Raw genomic sequence first — 16,564 nt, forward strand, 5'->3', positions numbered from 1 at the left:
AACTGTTTATTCGATCAATGCTTGAATGCTTCGCAGGTATATCTCTAAATTCATACGCAGATCTGTTACTTTCATATACTCGTTTTTGTTATGTGCAATCCCTTTCTGTCCAGGAAAAGAGGGACCAAACGCTAATACATTAGGAATCTTTCTGGCATAAGTAGCACCCGTTGTCGTCACTGGTGTAGGGTCGTTCCCAGTAATCTCGCCATAAATTTGAGATAGTTTTTTGATTTCAGGCGAATCTTTTTTCTGACAGATCCCTGGAATACTGCGATTGATTGTAAAAGTCGCTTTCTTGGGCAACTGTTTAGCCAACCCACTCACGACTTCCTCTTCTGTGACTGAAACAGGGTAACGAAAAGCAACTTCTAAATCTAACCCGTTAGTGTTTTTTTGCAAATTCACAGGTGTAAGAATCAACCTGCCTGAATCTTCATCAGACAAAGCAAGATCGATTCCTTCTCCATAATGTTTATTGTGGAAAGCTTGCCAGATCCAATCAAAATAAGCTCGTATTTGTTCTGGAACAGCTGAATCTGCTTTGATTTTTTCGGCAAGCAGCGTAATCGCATTCTCCCCTAATTCTGGGGCATTACTTGGAGAACGTTTTCCTTCCACATCAAATTTTTTCGCATTAATCGAAACACTCAGCTGGTCTGGCACATGATTTCGATATTGATCCCCTGCAAAATCACTGATTTGAATAACTTCTTCTTTAACTAATGGGAAATGAATCGTTAGGTTGACTACTCCTCTTTCTCCGTAAACAACTGGATATTTACAATCTGGCGTAAAACCAAATGATGGTGGAACTTCAGCCTGTAAATAATGAGCCACATCAGACATCCCACTTTCTTCGTCAGTCCCAAAAATAATGCGGATCGTTTTTTTAGGAACCGCTCCCATTTTTTTCAACAGGATCAGAGCATAAAAACAACTAATGATCGGCCCTTTATTATCTAGAATCCCTCGTCCATAAAAACGTCCATCTTTTTCGCTTAAATCAAAGGGTGGGAAATCCCATCCCGATCCTGCTGGAACCACATCTAAATGACCAATGATCCCAATATAGTCCTCATCATCTTCTCCCCATTGGACGTACCCGATCGCATCATCAATCACTTTAGTCTTAAACCCTACTTCTTTTCCTTTTTTGAGTACAAGGTCCAACACTTCTCGAGGTGCTTTCCCAAACGGAGCATGATCTTCCGGCTCCCCTTTCACACTTGGTACTTTCATAACTGTTTGAAGAAATTCAAGAAATTCCTCCCAATGTTCATCAATCATCGACTTGCTTTTTTTCAATTTATTCACTCCTTTTTTGACGAATCAACGTATTTTTAAATGTATATTTATCTGCACGATAAAACGAGCAGTCATATAAGATTGGTTTGGCTGCTGGCGAATATGTCATTGAATGGACAAACAACATCGGTTCATCCACAGCTACTTGCAAGAGTTTTGCCACGTCAGCCGTCGCTTTCACTGCTTCGATTTCTTGGTGAGAATAAGCGATCTCCACGTTTTTTTCGATCACTTGATAGAGTGACCCACTTAATTCTTCTTGAGAGACTTCTCCCAGATAACGTTTTAAAATATAAAGATTTTCAACCGTCATTGGTTCGTCATCAAAATAACGTAATCGTCTCAAATGAACGATTGGCTCAGAAATCGATTCACCAAAAGCTTGTTTAACATTCGTTGGTAGTTGTTCAGTAACTTCGCATTCTAAGACTTGCGTTTTTGTCTTTTTCCCTTGGATTCGAGCAGTTTCGGTAAAGCTTTGCAATCCTCCAGAGCCACTTTGGATCTTAGGTTGTTTCATGACATACGTGCCTTTACTTTTTTCTTTGATCAACTTATTTTGGCTGATCAATAATTCGATTGCTTTACGAACAGTTAAACGACTACATTGAAACTCGTCTGCTAAATCATATTCTGAAGGTAATTTTTGACTAGAAACGTAAATTCCTTCCATGATTCGCTTCTCAATCTCATTCGCAATTTCTTGAAATTTTGGTTGTTTTTTCACGAGATTCCTCCTAAAATATTCTCCAAACTTTCTGCTAGCTTTATTTATTAGCAGAACCAACAATAATGAGAAAATATTTTTATCCAACAATAAGTATATACTAAAAAGTATATACTTTCACATCATTTACGATATTTGCACAAAAAATTCTAGGACGAAATTTGGATAGTTCTCTAAAATAAAAGGGACTGAAACAAAACTTGCTTCAGTCTCTTCTAGTATCTCTAAAAACGAATAAATGATGTTCAAAGAGCTGACCTCTTGTTCACGGTGAGAAAAAAGTAGCATCTTCAAAAAATTTGTGAAGCACCAAGTAGGTAACAATCAACAGCAAAAACCAGTGTTTGCGTTTCTTGTCAATTTTCGGAAATTCCTTCTTATTTCTTGATGCGAAATACTTTTGTCTCAATCTCTTTTAAACAGCTATTTATCCAACAATGGCTGTCCTAGACATTTTGTATATATTATAACCATGTATAATTGAACTATTTGAAGTATTTTTCCAAAATCAAATCAACTCTTATGATAGCGCAAAGGATCAGTTATTTATTTTTTAGGTTGAGCTTACTCATTTAAGTAATCTGGAGAAGCTAAAAGTGAACGTGTCACTTCTTTAGGTATCACAAAGGTTGGTGTGCCCATATAGCCAGGTGCGATCGAAAATTGATCGTAAACTAAGACTAGCTCGTGATTTTTATTGATATAAAAAGATGTGTCTTTAGTAACTAATGGCGTTTTTTTGATTAGTCCATCTTTAAAATCATCATCTGTCCAATAATACTGATCAGGGTTTTCTTTGCTATTTTTTTGCATTTGCTCTTTGACTTCATTTGTCAAAACGGAAAGATACTGATCATCTTTGAATAAAAGTGGTAAAGATAGGACTACTCCGCTTTTTTTATCAATCGTATCATAACGCTTTTCCGTATAGCTGTCTGCGGCAGTTTGTGTCATCTTTCGTTCAATCACTAAAAAACGCGGATCATCCAACAGTTTCTGATAATCTCCCGTAACTTGAAAATGATTTGTTTTAAAGTCTTGGTACTGTACTTTTGCTTTTTCAAAGTTTTCTTGTCCTTCACGAAAGTACTTTTTGTTCAGTCCAGCAATCGTCTGACTATTTTCTTTATCTTTTGTACTGATTTGCGGCACTCGGATCTCGATTGCTTCATCAGACAGTGTTTTCCCTAAAATTAATTTCACGACTGGGCCAATCAAGGGTAAATCTTCAGCAAAACTACGAATTTGATTGTTAAAAAAAATACTGCTGAACATCATCGCAATAATAGCAAAAGATAGAATAAGTCCTTTCACTTGTTTTTTTCGTTTCACTCGCTGATTAAACCTTTGTTCTTCCAGTGAGTAGCGCTTGATCATCTCATTTTTGATACCATGAGGGATTTCTTGTTGTTGGTAGACTTGTTTCAGTTGTTCTAGTTCCTTCTGAGCTGAATACATCCGTCTTTCTCTCCTTTATTGTGATTTTTACTGTAAGATTTTTCTTAGCTGATTTAACGTACGATACATTTTGGTTTTGACGGTGTTTTCATTCAAATCAAGAATCTCTGCAATTTCTTTTAAACGAAAGCCTTCAAAAAAATGTAAAATCAAAATTTCCTTTTCGGGGCTATCAATTCCTTCAATGATTCCATGTAAATCAGTCAATGAATCGTCCATTGTATGAGCGAGTTGAATCGTTTCTTCTTCCAATGTTTCCGATTGATTTCGTTTTTGCTTACGCCAAGCATCGATCGCTGTTCGTATCAAAATACGATAAAACCAAGCTGAAAATCGTTCAATCTCTTTCCCTTGTTCAATAGCAGCTAACGCTTTATGAAAACTGTCTTGCATTACGTCCAATGCTTCTTCTTTGTTATGAACATAATTCATTGTGATCCGAAACATTTTCTCATATTCCTCTTGGATCAATTCACTTAATAAATTCTTTGATTTTTCGATTTGCTTCTTTTTCTTGTAACGATTAAAAATCGGACCCATCTCCTTTCCCTCTCACTTACTATGACGATCAAACAAATCAAAAAGTTTCAATTATTTTTTAATTTATGTAAAAAATCAATACAAAAAAACTGCAGATCCCTTATTGGGGGATCTGCAGCTATGAAGCCGAAAGTCTATTCTTCGGTGAACTCTTCGTCCTCGTAGTCTTCGTCTTCATCGTCATCTTCAATGATGCTTAGATCTTCTTCGATGTTGCCTGGTAATTCTTCTTCATCGTCACTTGTGTCGTCTGCACCGATTTCTTGCAGATCAGAGTTATAAGCAGCGATTTCTTCATCATCGTCATCATCATCTTCAAAAAGATCATCGTCATCTTCGTCAGACAAGTCAGTATCTTCTGGGTCATCATCATTATAATCGATCGCATCTTCATCATCGTTGATAAAGGCATTGACTTTTTTACGTTTGCGTCGACGAGGTGTATCTTCATCTTCTTCGTCAATTCCATGGTTTACTTCTTCATCGATCGAATCGATTGCATACCATGAACGTAAGCCCCAACGATTGTCACCTAATGAAATAAAGCTACCATCAATATTTAAGTCAGTATAAAATTGTGCCAGTGAATCACGAATCTCACTGTCTGATTTTCCAAGATAGGTTTGGATTTGGTTGGCTAAATCAGAAAAATCCATCACATCGCCACGTTGTTCTAAGATCGCATGTGCTACTTCGATCATTGATAATTCGTTTTTGTTTGCACCTTCAAATACACTAATTTCCAATCAGGACACGTCCTTTCACAGTCTACTCCTTATCATACAAAATCATACGTAAAAAATCAAACGTTTCTTTGCGATTTAAGCAGTAAAATCTAAAGTTAAATAATATTCCCCTAATTTTTCTGGTCCCATTAGCAAGTCGTATTCAATCATTACTTTCCCAGCGGTTGGTCGGTCTTTCAAACTAACATGTAATTCTTTGGTATACGTTTCAATTTGAAGCATGCCATAAGGTGTCCGATACGTTGTTTCCAAACGTTCACGATACCCGAATTTTAGTCGCATCCGTGTTTCTCCCGCACGAATCAATTGAACCTGTCCATCGGGCATCAATTTGATCGTTACAGGGATTTCTTCTGCTGTATTTTCCTGAATTTCCTGGTATCGTATGTATAACGTATCCCCAATTTTGACCATTTGACCTTTCAGATCAAAGAAAAAGTCTTGATGTTCCCCATTTTGCATGACTTTCGTCCGTAATTTGATTGAAATGGGTGTTCCTTGCGATTGTGCCATTTTACCTTCTCCTTTACTTCATATAGGTACATTGTTCCTAGTTTTCGTCTATTTGTCAAACAACTCGTCATCGAAGAGGTTGTGAAAGCATCGGGGAGCTCCGATGACAATAAGAAAGAATTTTTTAAAATAGCTTCTCATATTTTGAAAAATTCAGGCTTATTTCAAGGAGCTGATGCTTGAACACCGTTTATTCGTTTTTAGAGCTACCAGAAGAGACTGAGCCAAGTTTTGTCCCAGACTCAATAAATTCTTTTTTTAGAGTATGTTAGAGTATAGTATAATAATGAGAGAAACTCCCTTGAAACGATGACAAACGTGAATCATTGGAATGTCAATCGATGATTAATTATATAAAGGAGCGAATGTAATGCATCCAACAATTATTTTGGATCAAAAAATTTATCAAAAAAATGATTTTACCCCTTTTGCTCTGACGGATATCTTAACCGAGTATTCAAAAAAAAACAACCAAAACTTTCTCCATTTTTGGCAATATGAACAAACGGTGATCTTAGGAATGAAAGATACTCGAACGCCCTACTTCCATGAAGGCATTCAGGAGCTAAGAAAAGCAGGCTATCAGCCAATCGTTCGTAACGCTGGTGGATTAGGGATCATTTCTGATCAAGGGGTTTTAAATCTCTCATTGATTTTCCCTCAAAACGAACAGGAGAAGATATCGATTGATGCTGCCTATGAAAAAATGCTCACATTGACTCGTCTGGCTTTTCCAACCGTATCAATCGAAGCTTTTGAAGTGACCCATTCTTATTGTCCTGGTACGTATGACCTGAGTATCAACGGTAAAAAGTTTGCGGGGATCGCCCAACGTCGCATAAAAAATGGGATTTCTGTGATGATGTATGTTAGTGTCAATGGCGCACAACAAACCAGAGGTCAAGCGATGAAACGATTCTATCAAGAAGCGCTGAAAGAGGATTTCGGCACGAATGGTTACCCGGCGGTCGTTCCTGAAAGTATGGCAACCTTAGCTGATTTACTTGAAACGCCTTTAACCATTGAGGATGTAAAACAACAATTCCAATTGGCACTCACACAACTCTATGGAGAGAGTCGTTCCGTTGATGCGCTATGTTGGAAAGAGGCACATGTCACTTCTGAACAGTGGACGGATCAAATCAATCGAATGGAAGAACGAAATAAATTAAAGGAGCTTGCTGATGACTATTCCTTATAAATATCAATTATTACCGATCGAAAAGGTCTTTCGTGACCCGGTCCATAACTATATCCATGTCCAACACCAAGTCATTTTAGACTTGATCAATTCAAAAGAAGTCCAACGATTGCGCCGTATCAAACAGTTAGGTACTTCTTCCTTTACTTTTCACGGCGCTGAACATAGTCGGTTCACTCATTCCTTAGGGGTCTATGAAATTTCAAGACGGATCTGTGATATCTTTTCCCGCAATTTCCCTCAAGATAAAATTGGCGCTGACGGCTGGGATGATCGAGAACGTTTGGTTACGTTGTGCGCAGCATTGCTTCACGATGTTGGTCATGGTCCTTATTCTCATACATTTGAGCATATTTTCCATACGAATCATGAAGCGATCACTGTAGAGATCATTACTTCTCCCGAAACGGAAGTTTATCAAATTTTGAATCGTGTGGAAGAAGGATTTCCAGAAAAAGTTGCCAGTGTGATCCAAAAAACATATCCTAATCCCCAAGTCGTCCAAATGATTTCTAGCCAGATCGATGCTGATCGAATGGATTACTTGTTGCGAGATGCCTATTACACTGGGACAGAATACGGTACGTTTGATTTAACACGAATTTTACGTGTCATTCGTCCCTATAAAGGCGGGATCGCTTTTTCGATGAATGGGATGCACGCAGTCGAAGATTATATTGTGAGTCGCTATCAAATGTACGTTCAAGTTTATTTCCACCCTGTGTCTCGTGGCATGGAAGTAATTTTAGAACACTTGTTACATCGGGCGCATGAGCTGTATCGAGAAGATCCCAATGTGTTTGAATCCCATTCTCAACTACTCTTACCGTTTCTTGACGAAAACTTTACACTGGATGAGTATTTAAAATTAGACGATGGCGTTTTAGGAACTTATTTTACCCAATGGACGGAATTTTCTGATCCAATCTTAAGTGATTTAGCTAAACGTTTCTTATACCGTAAACCGTTAAAATCGGCAACTTTTTCTGGGGATCGCTCTTCTTCCTTGATCAAGGAAATGACTGCTCTTGTGGAAAAAGTTGGCTATAATCCTGTCTACTATACTGCCATCAATTCCAGTTATGATTTGCCTTATGATTTTTATCGCCCCGAAGAAGGACGCCATCGAACACAAATCGAAATCTTGCGAAATGATGGAACTTTGGTAGAATTATCAGAGGTGAGCCAACTTGTGGCTGCTCTTGCTGGACAAGAACAAGGAGATGAACGATTTTTCTTTCCAAAAGAAATGGTTGATCCGTCTTTAAGAAATCACTACGATCTATTTGACGAAACCTATCAAGAATTTGCAAGCCATATCCGCAATGGTTCACTGATTACCCAAACAAACTAAAACACACGATCACTGGAGGAAATTATGTCTATCAAGTTAGTCGCCATCGACATCGATGGAACCTTATTAAATGAGAAAAGAGAAATTACAGCAGACGTCAAAGAAGCGATTGCTCAGGCTGTTGCTAAAGGAGTAGCCATCGTCTTGTGTACCGGCAGACCGTTGCCTGGTGTACAGGAACAGTTGAATGAACTCGATTTATTCCAAGAAAATGACTACGTGATTACCTACAATGGCGCACTTGTCCAACAAACAAAATCAGGAAAAATCATCGCACGTCATGGTTTGACACATGAAGATTATTTAGAAATCGAAGTGATGGCTCGTCGAGTTGGCAGTCATCTACATTCCATTGATGATCAGGCGATTTACACCTCTAATCGTGATATCAGTGCGTATACGATCCATGAAGCCAGCTTAGTTCATATGCCGTTGAAATATCGCACACCTGAAGAAATGACACCAGATATCAATTTGGTTAAAATGATGATGATCGACGAACCTGATATCTTAGATGCTGCGATTGCTCGTTTGCCACAAACATTCCGTGAAAAATACACGACAGTGAAAAGTGCGCCTTATTACTTTGAAGTATTAAACAAAGAAGCAAGTAAAGGCGCAGCCGTTGCGAACTTAGCGCAACATCTTGGAATCGATCAGGATGAGATCATGGCGATTGGTGACAACGAAAATGACTTATCGATGATTGAATATGCTGGCTTAGGCGTTGCGATGGGAAATGCAGTTCCGCTAGTTAAAGAAGCTGCCAACGTGGTCACTAAAACAAATGAAGAACATGGTGTGGCAGAAGCGATCAAAACGTATGTTTTATCATAATAAAAATAACATTTGCTACTAAATAAAAATCCAAAACCAGTTCGTCACTGACTGTACGCTGGTTTTGGATTTTTTCTTGATTTAATTGTTTTAATTGTTCAATAACCATTTTTCAACCGCCCACTTGTGGCTACCTCGTTTTAATTTTTCAATGGCTTCTTGTGGTGTGACCCACCAAATAGTATTCGTCTTTTCAGTTGGTTCTGCCACTTGTTGCCAGCCGTTTGCCACATAAAAGTAGCCTGGGTTATAGTAATAGGTCTGACGGTAATTGGAATAAAAATACTCATCCGCTTCCCCTAAATAAGTCGCAATTTCTGCGACGATCCCCATTTCCTCAAGGAGTTCTCTCTTAAGAGCTGCTTCTTTTGTTTCCATCGCTTCAATCTCTCCACCAGGTAAAAAATAAGCACCATTTGGAGCTTCAATCAAAGCTAGTTTGTTCTTTTCTTCCACGATGATATAGGCAGCATATCGTGGGGAATACTGGACCCCTGCTTCTTTTTCACCAAATACTGGTTTATCCATCATTTTGTCCACCTTAAGCTTATTTACTTTTTATTTTACATGAGAGTTTTCTCATAAACAAGCGCAAATCTTCTATTGCTCTTTCTTTTTTTGTTATGATGAAAAAAAAGGAAAGGAAGTAGTTATTTATGAAAATGGCTCATACTTGCGTTCGAGTGAAAGATCTTGACGCTTCATTAGAATTTTACCAAAAAGCGTTTGGCTTTGAAGAAAGTCGTCGCCGTGATTTTCCGGAAAACAAATTCACCCTTGTTTATTTAACTTTACCAGGAGATGACTACGAACTAGAATTAACTTATAACTATGATCATGAAGGCTATGATCTAGGGAATGGCTATGGACACATTGCTATTGCTGCGGATGATTTAGAAGCACTTCACGAAAAACACCAAGCAGAAGGATTCAATGTGACAGACCTAAAAGGACTTCCAGGAACAGCTCCTTCTTATTATTTCGTTGTTGACCCTGACGGATATAAAATCGAAGTTATTCGGGGATAAGGTTGTGAAAAAAACGCTCAAAACAGCTTCTCTTGTTTTGAGCGTTTCTTTTTTATTATCATCGGAACTCCCCGATACCTTCACAACTACCCAATCATAATGCTTTCTTCTGGGTATTTGTAATTGGCTTCTGCCTTGTTCGCTTTTACTAGTAGTGAAAAAACGACTGTCATGATTCCTACTCGACCGATATACATCAAAGAAATAATGACTAGTTTTCCGATCAATGTCAAATCCGGGGTCAACCCCATCGTCAAACCAACTGTCCCAAAAGCGGAAAAGACTTCAAACGCAATATATTCGATTCCTGACGTTTTGGGAATCGTCTCCGTCACCGATAGGACCATGATCGCAACAACACATAAAGAGAGAGTTACAAAGAAAAGAGTCAATGCACGTAGCACGGCTGCTTGGCGAATGGTTCGACCGAAGGCTTCTGCTCGTGTCTTTCCTTTAAACATGGCATGCATTTGGATCAATAAAATTCCTAATGTCGTAGTTTTCAGTCCTCCAGCTGTCGAACCAGAAGTTCCTCCGATGTACATCAAAAACATCGTTAAAATCAATCCTGCATGACTCATCTGTAAATAATCAATAGAGTAATAGCCTGCTGTTCTTGGTGTCACACTCATAAAAAATGTATTCGCTAATCTTTCTGTAAACGTACCTTTAACTAAAGTCAGTCCATTTCTTTCAGTGATGAAAAATAAAATAAATCCACCAATTAATAAGAGTGCAGTTACAGATAAGGCGACTTTTGAATGTAGTGTGATTTTTTTGACCCGATGATAACTTAGAATATCACGCCAGACAATAAAACCTAATCCACCTGCAATGATCAACGCTGAAACGACCATGATCAGGTAAACATTTGTTTGATCCGCGAGTAAACTGTCTCCTAATAAATCAAATCCTGCATTACAAAAACTAGAGACGGCATGAAAGATACTAAACCAGATTCCTTTAGCCCAACCAAATTCAGGAATAAAAACTACACTCAAAGCAACCGCCCCGATTACTTGGATTACCACCGCAAATTTTAAGATATAGATCATTAACTTAATTACACCCGACATCTCTTCAAGGTTTAAGGCTTCCTTTAGCACAATCCGCATACTAAAACTGATTTTTTTCTTCGCAATAGCAAAAAAGAGGATCGGGATCATCATAAAGCCTAACCCACCGATTTCAATCAAGGTCATGATCAAAAACTGTCCTGCACTATTCCAATGCTCCGCAGTATTCAGTGTCGTCAAACCAGTCACACAAACAGCTGAGGTTGCAGTGAATAAGGCATCAATAAAATGGGTGCTTTCTCCGCTGCGGCTAAAAAATGGTAACGTCAGTAAGCTACCTCCAAACAGGATCAAGATAAAAAAACCAGCAGCAATTAGCTGGACAGGTGATAATCGTTTTCTTACTCTTTTTTTCATGATAGTCATTCCTTATGCTTAATTTTTATCTAAGATCTCAGAACGACATTTTGTTCTGCAATCATAAATAGGTACAAAATGAATCATTGGCGTGAAGCAATTACTCAACAATAAGCGATGATTTTCTAAAATAGGAGAAGCTATTTAAAAAAATCATCGCTTATTCGCTCGGAGCTGACCGCTTCTTTCACGACCTCTTTCCATTATAAGCAAACGAGCGCAAGAAGAAAAATAAATGACTACTTTTTCTTCTTACGCTAAATTCGATTTGTTTCGATCCTGAAAAAAGCCATTAGAATGCGGAATTGGATCAGCCTTACTCTTCTGTTCCCATATTTTTCACTTTGATCAGGCGAGTTACTTCTGCTCGTTCGTTTTCTTCCAGCTTCATTTTAATATAATAAATCGTTTCTTCCAATTGAGGAATCGTCATATATTCCAACGCATTGACCCTTCTTCTGGTTTTCTCGATCTCTTCAGCCATGAGTTGACATGTTTTTTCAACTTCTGCCAGCTTCAAAAGCTTTGGTAAGAGCTGCGTAAAACCATCGATCGAACGATCCAACTCTGCATTAGAATGAAGATAGCCATACTCTAATGGTGTCTCATTCAATGTTTCATCGTATTGAAAATTCATGAGGGGAACTTTGACACTCATAATATTTTTCTCAACTACAGAAAGTGAGACGTTTTCCGCTGGTAATGCTAAAAGTTCGTCAATGAAGGCTTCTTCGACTGTTGACTTTGCTAAGACAAAATCTTTCATTGCTGTTTGGGTTTCTTTTTCTATTGCTTGGCGTAACTCATTATTTTTACGGATCAGTAAAATAAATTGACGCATCAATTCATCTTGTTTATCCTTTAAAAGTTTATGTCCCCTTGTCGCTGTCGTTAATTGTTTCTTTAAACGAGTTAGCTCCATTCTCGTAGGATTGACGTTTAATCGCATAAGGAACTCACTTCCCTTCTGGCAAATACTTATCCAGTAAATCATCCTTGATTCGTTTTAACTCGGTTCTTGGAAGCATCGCCAACAGTTCCCAACCTAAGTCAAGCGTTTCTGTGATCGTCCGATTGGTGTAAAATCCTTGGTTGACATATTCGTTTTCAAATCGTTCCGCAAATTTTGCATAGATTTTATCAATATCTGACAAGGCAGATTCACCTAAAACGACAGCTAATTCCTTCGCTTGTTTTCCTTGCGCATAGGCGGCAAACAATTGGTTCATCGTTGCTGCGTGGTCTTCTCTCGTTTTACCGGCACCTGTTCCTTTGTCCTTCAACCGTGAAAGAGAAGGCAAGACATCGATCGGTGGTTGAATCCCACTCTTATAAAGCTCTCTCGTTAAAATGATCTGACCTTCTGTAATATAACCCGTCAAATCGGGAATCGGATGAGTCTTATCATCTTCTGGCATCGTCAAAATCGGAATTTGAGTTACAGAACCTTTCAATCCTCTAATCCGTCCAGCTCGTTCAAATAAGGTGGCTAAGTTTGTGTAAAGATAGCCTGGATAACCACGACGGCCAGGAACTTCTCGACGTGCGGCCGAAATTTCTCTGAGCGCTTCTGCATAGTTGGTCATATCGGTCATGATGACTAAGACGTGCATGCCTTTTTCATAAGCTAAATATTCAGCAGCCGTCAATGCCATTCTTGGTGTGGCGATTCGTTCGATTGCTGGATCATTAGCTAAATTCATAAACATAACGGAGCGATCAATCGCACCTGTTTGTCTAAAGTCTTCCATAAAAAATTCGGCTTCTTCAAAAGTAATACCGATGGCAGCAAAAACCACAGCAAAATCATCGGAAGAATCCAAAACAGTTGCTTGGCGAGCAATTTGGGCAGCCAACTCTTTGTGTGGTAAACCTGAGCCAGAAAAAACCGGCAATTTTTGCCCACGGACTAATGTATTCAAATGATCGATTGCTGAAATCCCTGTTTGGATAAATTCATCGGGATAATCTCTGGCAATTGGATTGATTACTTCGCCATTGATATCTAAATATTTTTCTGGCAAGATTTCAGGTCCATTGTCTTTTGGTCGACCAAGACCATCAAAAACCCGACCGATCATGTCTTCTGATACCCCTAATTGTAAAGGGTGTCCTAAAAAGCGTACGGAAGAATTTTTTAGATTGATTCCACTGGTTCCTTCAAAGATCTGAACCATCGCTTTGTCTTCTTGGACTTCTAGTACTTGTCCACGACGAATCTCGCCGTTTTGCATCCGAACTTCAATCAATTCTTCATATTTGACTCCCGAAACTTTTTCGACTGCCATCAAAGGGCCGACCACTTCTTTGATTGTACGATATTCTTTAATCATCGGTCATCCCTCCTTCTGAAACAATCAATTGGATCGTTTCTTTGATTTCTTCATTTATACTACTAATTTTGGCCAACTCTTCTTCTGGAATATACTTGCTCCGACTAATGCGTTCTCTGACCGCTACCGTACCTTCCATGATTTCATTGAAGTACGCTCCCAGCGATAAAGCTTTTCGTGCCTCTTTCCCAAAAGTCAAAATAACTTTCAACATGTTGAATTGTTTTTCTCTTGAAGTAAACGTATCTACATCATCAAAAGCATTTTGTTGTAAATAGTCTTCTCGAATCGATTTTGCTACTTCAAGGGTCAAGCGATCGTTATCAGAAAGCGAATCGATCCCTACCAAGCGCACGATTTCATTTAATTGTTCTTCTTCTTGCAAGATCCGCATGCCTTCAGTTACCATATCAGACCAATCCTGTTGTAAGATTTGATCCATATATCTGCCAACTTCTGTTGAATATAATGAGTAACTTTGGATCCAGTTAATCGATGGAAAATGTCTTTTTTGAGCAAGACTAGAATCTAATCCCCAGAAAACCTTCACCACTCGTAAGGTATTTTGAGTCACTGGTTCAGAGATATCTCCACCAGAAGGAGAAACCGCACTGATGGCAGTGATACTGCCCTCACGTTGGTCAGAGCCTAGAGCAATGACACGTCCTGAACGTTCATAGTATTCAGCTAGACGAGAGCCCAGATAAGCGGGATAACCTTCATCACCAGGCATTTCTTCTAAACGTCCGCTCATTTCACGCAGTGCTTCTGCCCAACGAGAAGTGGAATCTGCCATGATTGCTACATCATACCCCATGTCACGGAAGTACTCGGCAATCGTGATTCCCGTATAAATAGAAGCTTCTCGAGCAGCTACTGGCATGTTCGATGTATTAGCGATCAACACAGTTCGTTCCATCAAAGACTCGCCCGTATTTGGATCGATCAGTTCAGGAAATTCATTGACGACATCCGTCATTTCATTTCCTCGTTCCCCACAACCAACGTAAACCACTAGATCTACGTCCGACCACTTAGCAATCTGGTGTTGCACAACTGTCTTCCCTGCACCAAACGGACCTGGAACGGCTGCCGCTCCTCCTTTAGTTACTGGGAAAAACGTGTCAATGACCCTTTGACCGGTGATCATCGGTACATCTGGATTTAATTTTTGTTTGATTGGTCGACCACGACGTACTGGCCATTTTTGCATCATCGTCAGCTCTTTTAAGCCTTGTTCCGTTTCGATCACACAAATCGGATCATCGATCGTAAATGATCCAGATTCAATTTTTTGTACAGTTCCTTTGATACCATTAGGGACCATGATTTTGTGCTGAATGATCTTCGTTTCATCCACGTACCCAATGATGTCTCCAGCACTTACTTCTGTTCCTTCTTCGATTGTCGCTTCAAACCACCATTGTTTCTCATGATCTAAAGCTGGTAATTGGACCCCACGTCCTAAGAAGTTACTTTGAGTCACTTCCATAAATGTATCCAGTGGCCTTTGAATCCCATCAAACATTTGTGAAATGATTCCTGGTCCTAGCTCAACAGATAGTGCTTCCCCAGTGGAACGAACAGGTTCTCCGGGACCAATTCCTGAAGTTTCTTCATATACTTGAATAGACGCCACATCTTGACGCATCTCAATGATTTCGCCGATGACTCCTAAATCTCCCACTAAACACATGTCTTGAATACTTGCTTCTGACATATTTTCTGCCATAACGAGAGGACCGGAGACTTTTATGATTTTTCCAATTTGCAAATGACTATCTCCTTTTCCTATTATAAAATATTTTGTCCAACAGCTTTTTCCACACTATTTTGGATCTCTTCTAAACCGATACCAAGGGTTCCTTGATGACTAGGAATCAAAATGATCGCAGGTGTCAATTGTCCTTTATAGCGCTCAATCGTTTCAGGGACCAGATTTGCACATTGTTCGGTGATATAGATCACACCATATTCATTCTTAGCCATCTCATCGATTGTTTTTCTTATTTCAGTCTTTGTCGTACCATGCTGTACATCAAAGCCAAATAATCGAAAAGGCGAGACAGAATCCTTGTCACCTACTACTCCGATTTTATAAGTCATAGACCTGTCTCATCCTTTCTTTTAGTTGTTCTAGTGAAAAGTGATTTCGTTTGCCAATGATCAAAAGGCGCAGATTTTTACTTTCGACTTCTTTTGCGTTCAAAAAAGCTAGTAATGGTAACGGGCCAAACGCTTGTGTCTGTGCTACTTGATAAAAAGAACTTAAATAATCATCTTTCAATTGTTCCAAACTGACTAGATCAATCTGTTCTTCATGGATGACTTGCTTTAATAGCTCACTGTAATCTGTTGTCAGTAAAAACTGAGTAAAAGTTGCCATTTCTCCACGAACAAAGGAAAGCAATGTGTCTTTCGGAATACTTCCTGAACTTGAAATAACTGTTGTCATAAAACCTGCAGAACGATGCTGCAAGATCCCTCTTGCTGTCGTGGTGATATTCGTTAAATCGATAAAAGCAATGATCTCTTCTAATAGTTCAGGGTAACCAAGCTGTTCCCCTAAGCGACGTTGCTCGGTTAGAAAACAACGGTCATAAATCACATCGATCCCTTGTAAAATAGTCGATTCTTCGCAGTATTCATGAACTTCTCGAATATAATCCATGAGACTGTCTGGCAATTCCACCGACACTTGCGTGTGAATCGCATCTTTCAATACTTCCAGCGAATAAAATCCATCATGGATGTAAAGGTGATCAAGGTTTTGCCCTGTGATCTCAGCCTTTGTCAATACTTTTAAATTATGGAAAGTGTAACGCATCGTATAGATCCAAACGATTTCCGGTTCTGGTGCAGATTCTTTCAACCACTGGAATAATTTGCTGCGTTCCTGAGAGAGATTGGCTTCAAAATCCTTGTCAAAGCCCTCATAGATATATGGCTGATAGATCGTGGATTGTAAGATTTCTCCAAGTGAATCGATCGAATCGGTTTGGATCATTTGCTCAAACGTGTCTTTTGAAATCAACTCTAATTCTCTACCACGTATCAAGGGATTTAATTCATGATACTCCATTTAA

At 39.0% G+C, this 16,564-nt stretch carries 17 protein-coding genes; 4 read left to right on the plus strand and 13 right to left on the minus strand.

What is annotated here, in order from left to right:
* Positions 1-6 precede the first annotated feature (6 nt).
* The 6 genes from IGK81_RS09545 to IGK81_RS09570 all read right to left on the minus strand — a co-directional run bounded on the left by IGK81_RS09545 (position 7) and on the right by IGK81_RS09570 (position 5,292).
* On the minus strand, positions 7-1,290 hold the full coding sequence (locus tag IGK81_RS09545) for a Sapep family Mn(2+)-dependent dipeptidase (protein ID WP_438758187.1): 1,284 nt from the start codon (positions 1,288-1,290) through the stop codon (positions 7-9).
* A gap of 19 nt (positions 1,291-1,309) precedes the next feature.
* Positions 1,310-2,035: a GntR family transcriptional regulator, LSA1692 subfamily gene (locus IGK81_RS09550; RefSeq protein WP_063627411.1), complete on the minus strand. Its 726-nt coding sequence runs from the start codon at positions 2,033-2,035 to the stop codon at positions 1,310-1,312.
* A gap of 564 nt (positions 2,036-2,599) precedes the next feature.
* Complete coding sequence (locus tag IGK81_RS09555) at positions 2,600-3,493, minus strand: RsiV family protein (protein ID WP_034699112.1); 894 nt, start codon at positions 3,491-3,493, stop codon at positions 2,600-2,602.
* 27 nt (positions 3,494-3,520) lie between these two features.
* Positions 3,521-4,033: an RNA polymerase sigma factor gene (locus tag IGK81_RS09560; protein WP_034699109.1), complete on the minus strand. Its 513-nt coding sequence runs from the start codon at positions 4,031-4,033 to the stop codon at positions 3,521-3,523.
* A 134-nt stretch (positions 4,034-4,167) separates the two neighbouring features.
* Positions 4,168-4,779, minus strand: coding sequence for a DNA-directed RNA polymerase subunit delta (gene rpoE / locus IGK81_RS09565; protein WP_010718626.1), 612 nt, complete (start codon positions 4,777-4,779; stop codon positions 4,168-4,170).
* Between the two features lie 75 nt (positions 4,780-4,854).
* On the minus strand, positions 4,855-5,292 hold the full coding sequence (locus IGK81_RS09570) for a DUF1934 domain-containing protein (RefSeq protein WP_010718627.1): 438 nt from the start codon (positions 5,290-5,292) through the stop codon (positions 4,855-4,857).
* Positions 5,293-5,662: 370 nt separating this feature from the next.
* Here IGK81_RS09570 and IGK81_RS09575 point away from each other — a divergent pair, with 370 nt between their 5' ends.
* From IGK81_RS09575 to yidA, 3 genes are read left to right on the plus strand one after another with little or no spacing between them, the layout of a single operon-like run.
* The gene (locus IGK81_RS09575) at positions 5,663-6,493 is read left to right on the plus strand and encodes a lipoate--protein ligase family protein (RefSeq protein WP_034699106.1); all 831 of its coding nucleotides are present in this window, start codon (positions 5,663-5,665) and stop codon (positions 6,491-6,493) included.
* Complete coding sequence (locus IGK81_RS09580) at positions 6,477-7,847, plus strand: HD domain-containing protein (protein WP_010718629.1); 1,371 nt, start codon at positions 6,477-6,479, stop codon at positions 7,845-7,847. Before IGK81_RS09575 ends, IGK81_RS09580 begins: the two co-directional genes overlap by 17 nt.
* Before the next feature lie 24 nt (positions 7,848-7,871).
* Positions 7,872-8,684, plus strand: coding sequence for a sugar-phosphatase (gene yidA / locus IGK81_RS09585; RefSeq protein ID WP_010718630.1), 813 nt, complete (start codon positions 7,872-7,874; stop codon positions 8,682-8,684).
* Positions 8,685-8,774: 90 nt separating this feature from the next.
* On the opposite strand, the gene IGK81_RS09590 is transcribed toward yidA, so the two are convergent.
* Positions 8,775-9,212 (minus strand): NUDIX hydrolase, encoded by a 438-nt coding sequence (locus IGK81_RS09590; protein ID WP_034699102.1) that lies wholly within the window; start codon positions 9,210-9,212, stop codon positions 8,775-8,777.
* 128 nt (positions 9,213-9,340) lie between these two features.
* Between IGK81_RS09590 and gloA the strand changes: the two genes are divergently transcribed.
* Positions 9,341-9,712: a lactoylglutathione lyase gene (gloA, locus tag IGK81_RS09595; protein WP_010718633.1), complete on the plus strand. Its 372-nt coding sequence runs from the start codon at positions 9,341-9,343 to the stop codon at positions 9,710-9,712.
* 86 nt (positions 9,713-9,798) lie between these two features.
* On the opposite strand, the gene IGK81_RS09600 is transcribed toward gloA, so the two are convergent.
* From IGK81_RS09600 to IGK81_RS09625, 6 genes are all read right to left on the minus strand, one after another.
* Positions 9,799-11,145 carry a TrkH family potassium uptake protein gene (locus tag IGK81_RS09600; protein WP_034699099.1) on the minus strand — a complete coding sequence of 449 codons (1,347 nt, stop codon included), beginning with the start codon at positions 11,143-11,145 and terminating at the stop codon, positions 9,799-9,801.
* Positions 11,146-11,461: 316 nt separating this feature from the next.
* Positions 11,462-12,094: a V-type ATP synthase subunit D gene (locus IGK81_RS09605; RefSeq protein WP_080292479.1), complete on the minus strand. Its 633-nt coding sequence runs from the start codon at positions 12,092-12,094 to the stop codon at positions 11,462-11,464.
* Positions 12,095-12,101: 7 nt separating this feature from the next.
* Entirely contained in the window at positions 12,102-13,478 is a 1,377-nt protein-coding gene (locus tag IGK81_RS09610; protein WP_010718636.1) for a V-type ATP synthase subunit B, read from the minus strand.
* Positions 13,471-15,252, minus strand: a complete 1,782-nt coding sequence (locus IGK81_RS09615; RefSeq protein ID WP_010718637.1) for a V-type ATP synthase subunit A — start codon at positions 15,250-15,252, stop codon at positions 13,471-13,473. Before IGK81_RS09615 ends, IGK81_RS09610 begins: the two co-directional genes overlap by 8 nt.
* A gap of 20 nt (positions 15,253-15,272) precedes the next feature.
* Positions 15,273-15,584: a V-type ATP synthase subunit F gene (locus tag IGK81_RS09620; protein ID WP_010718638.1), complete on the minus strand. Its 312-nt coding sequence runs from the start codon at positions 15,582-15,584 to the stop codon at positions 15,273-15,275.
* Positions 15,574-16,560 (minus strand): V-type ATPase subunit, encoded by a 987-nt coding sequence (locus tag IGK81_RS09625; protein WP_034699097.1) that lies wholly within the window; start codon positions 16,558-16,560, stop codon positions 15,574-15,576. The genes IGK81_RS09620 and IGK81_RS09625 overlap by 11 nt, the downstream gene beginning before the upstream one ends.
* Positions 16,561-16,564 lie beyond the last annotated feature (4 nt).

Origin of the sequence: Enterococcus sp. DIV0703 (assembly GCF_051711065.1) — a bacterium.
In the GTDB taxonomy this organism is placed as follows: domain Bacteria; phylum Bacillota; class Bacilli; order Lactobacillales; family Enterococcaceae; genus Enterococcus_B; species Enterococcus_B hirae.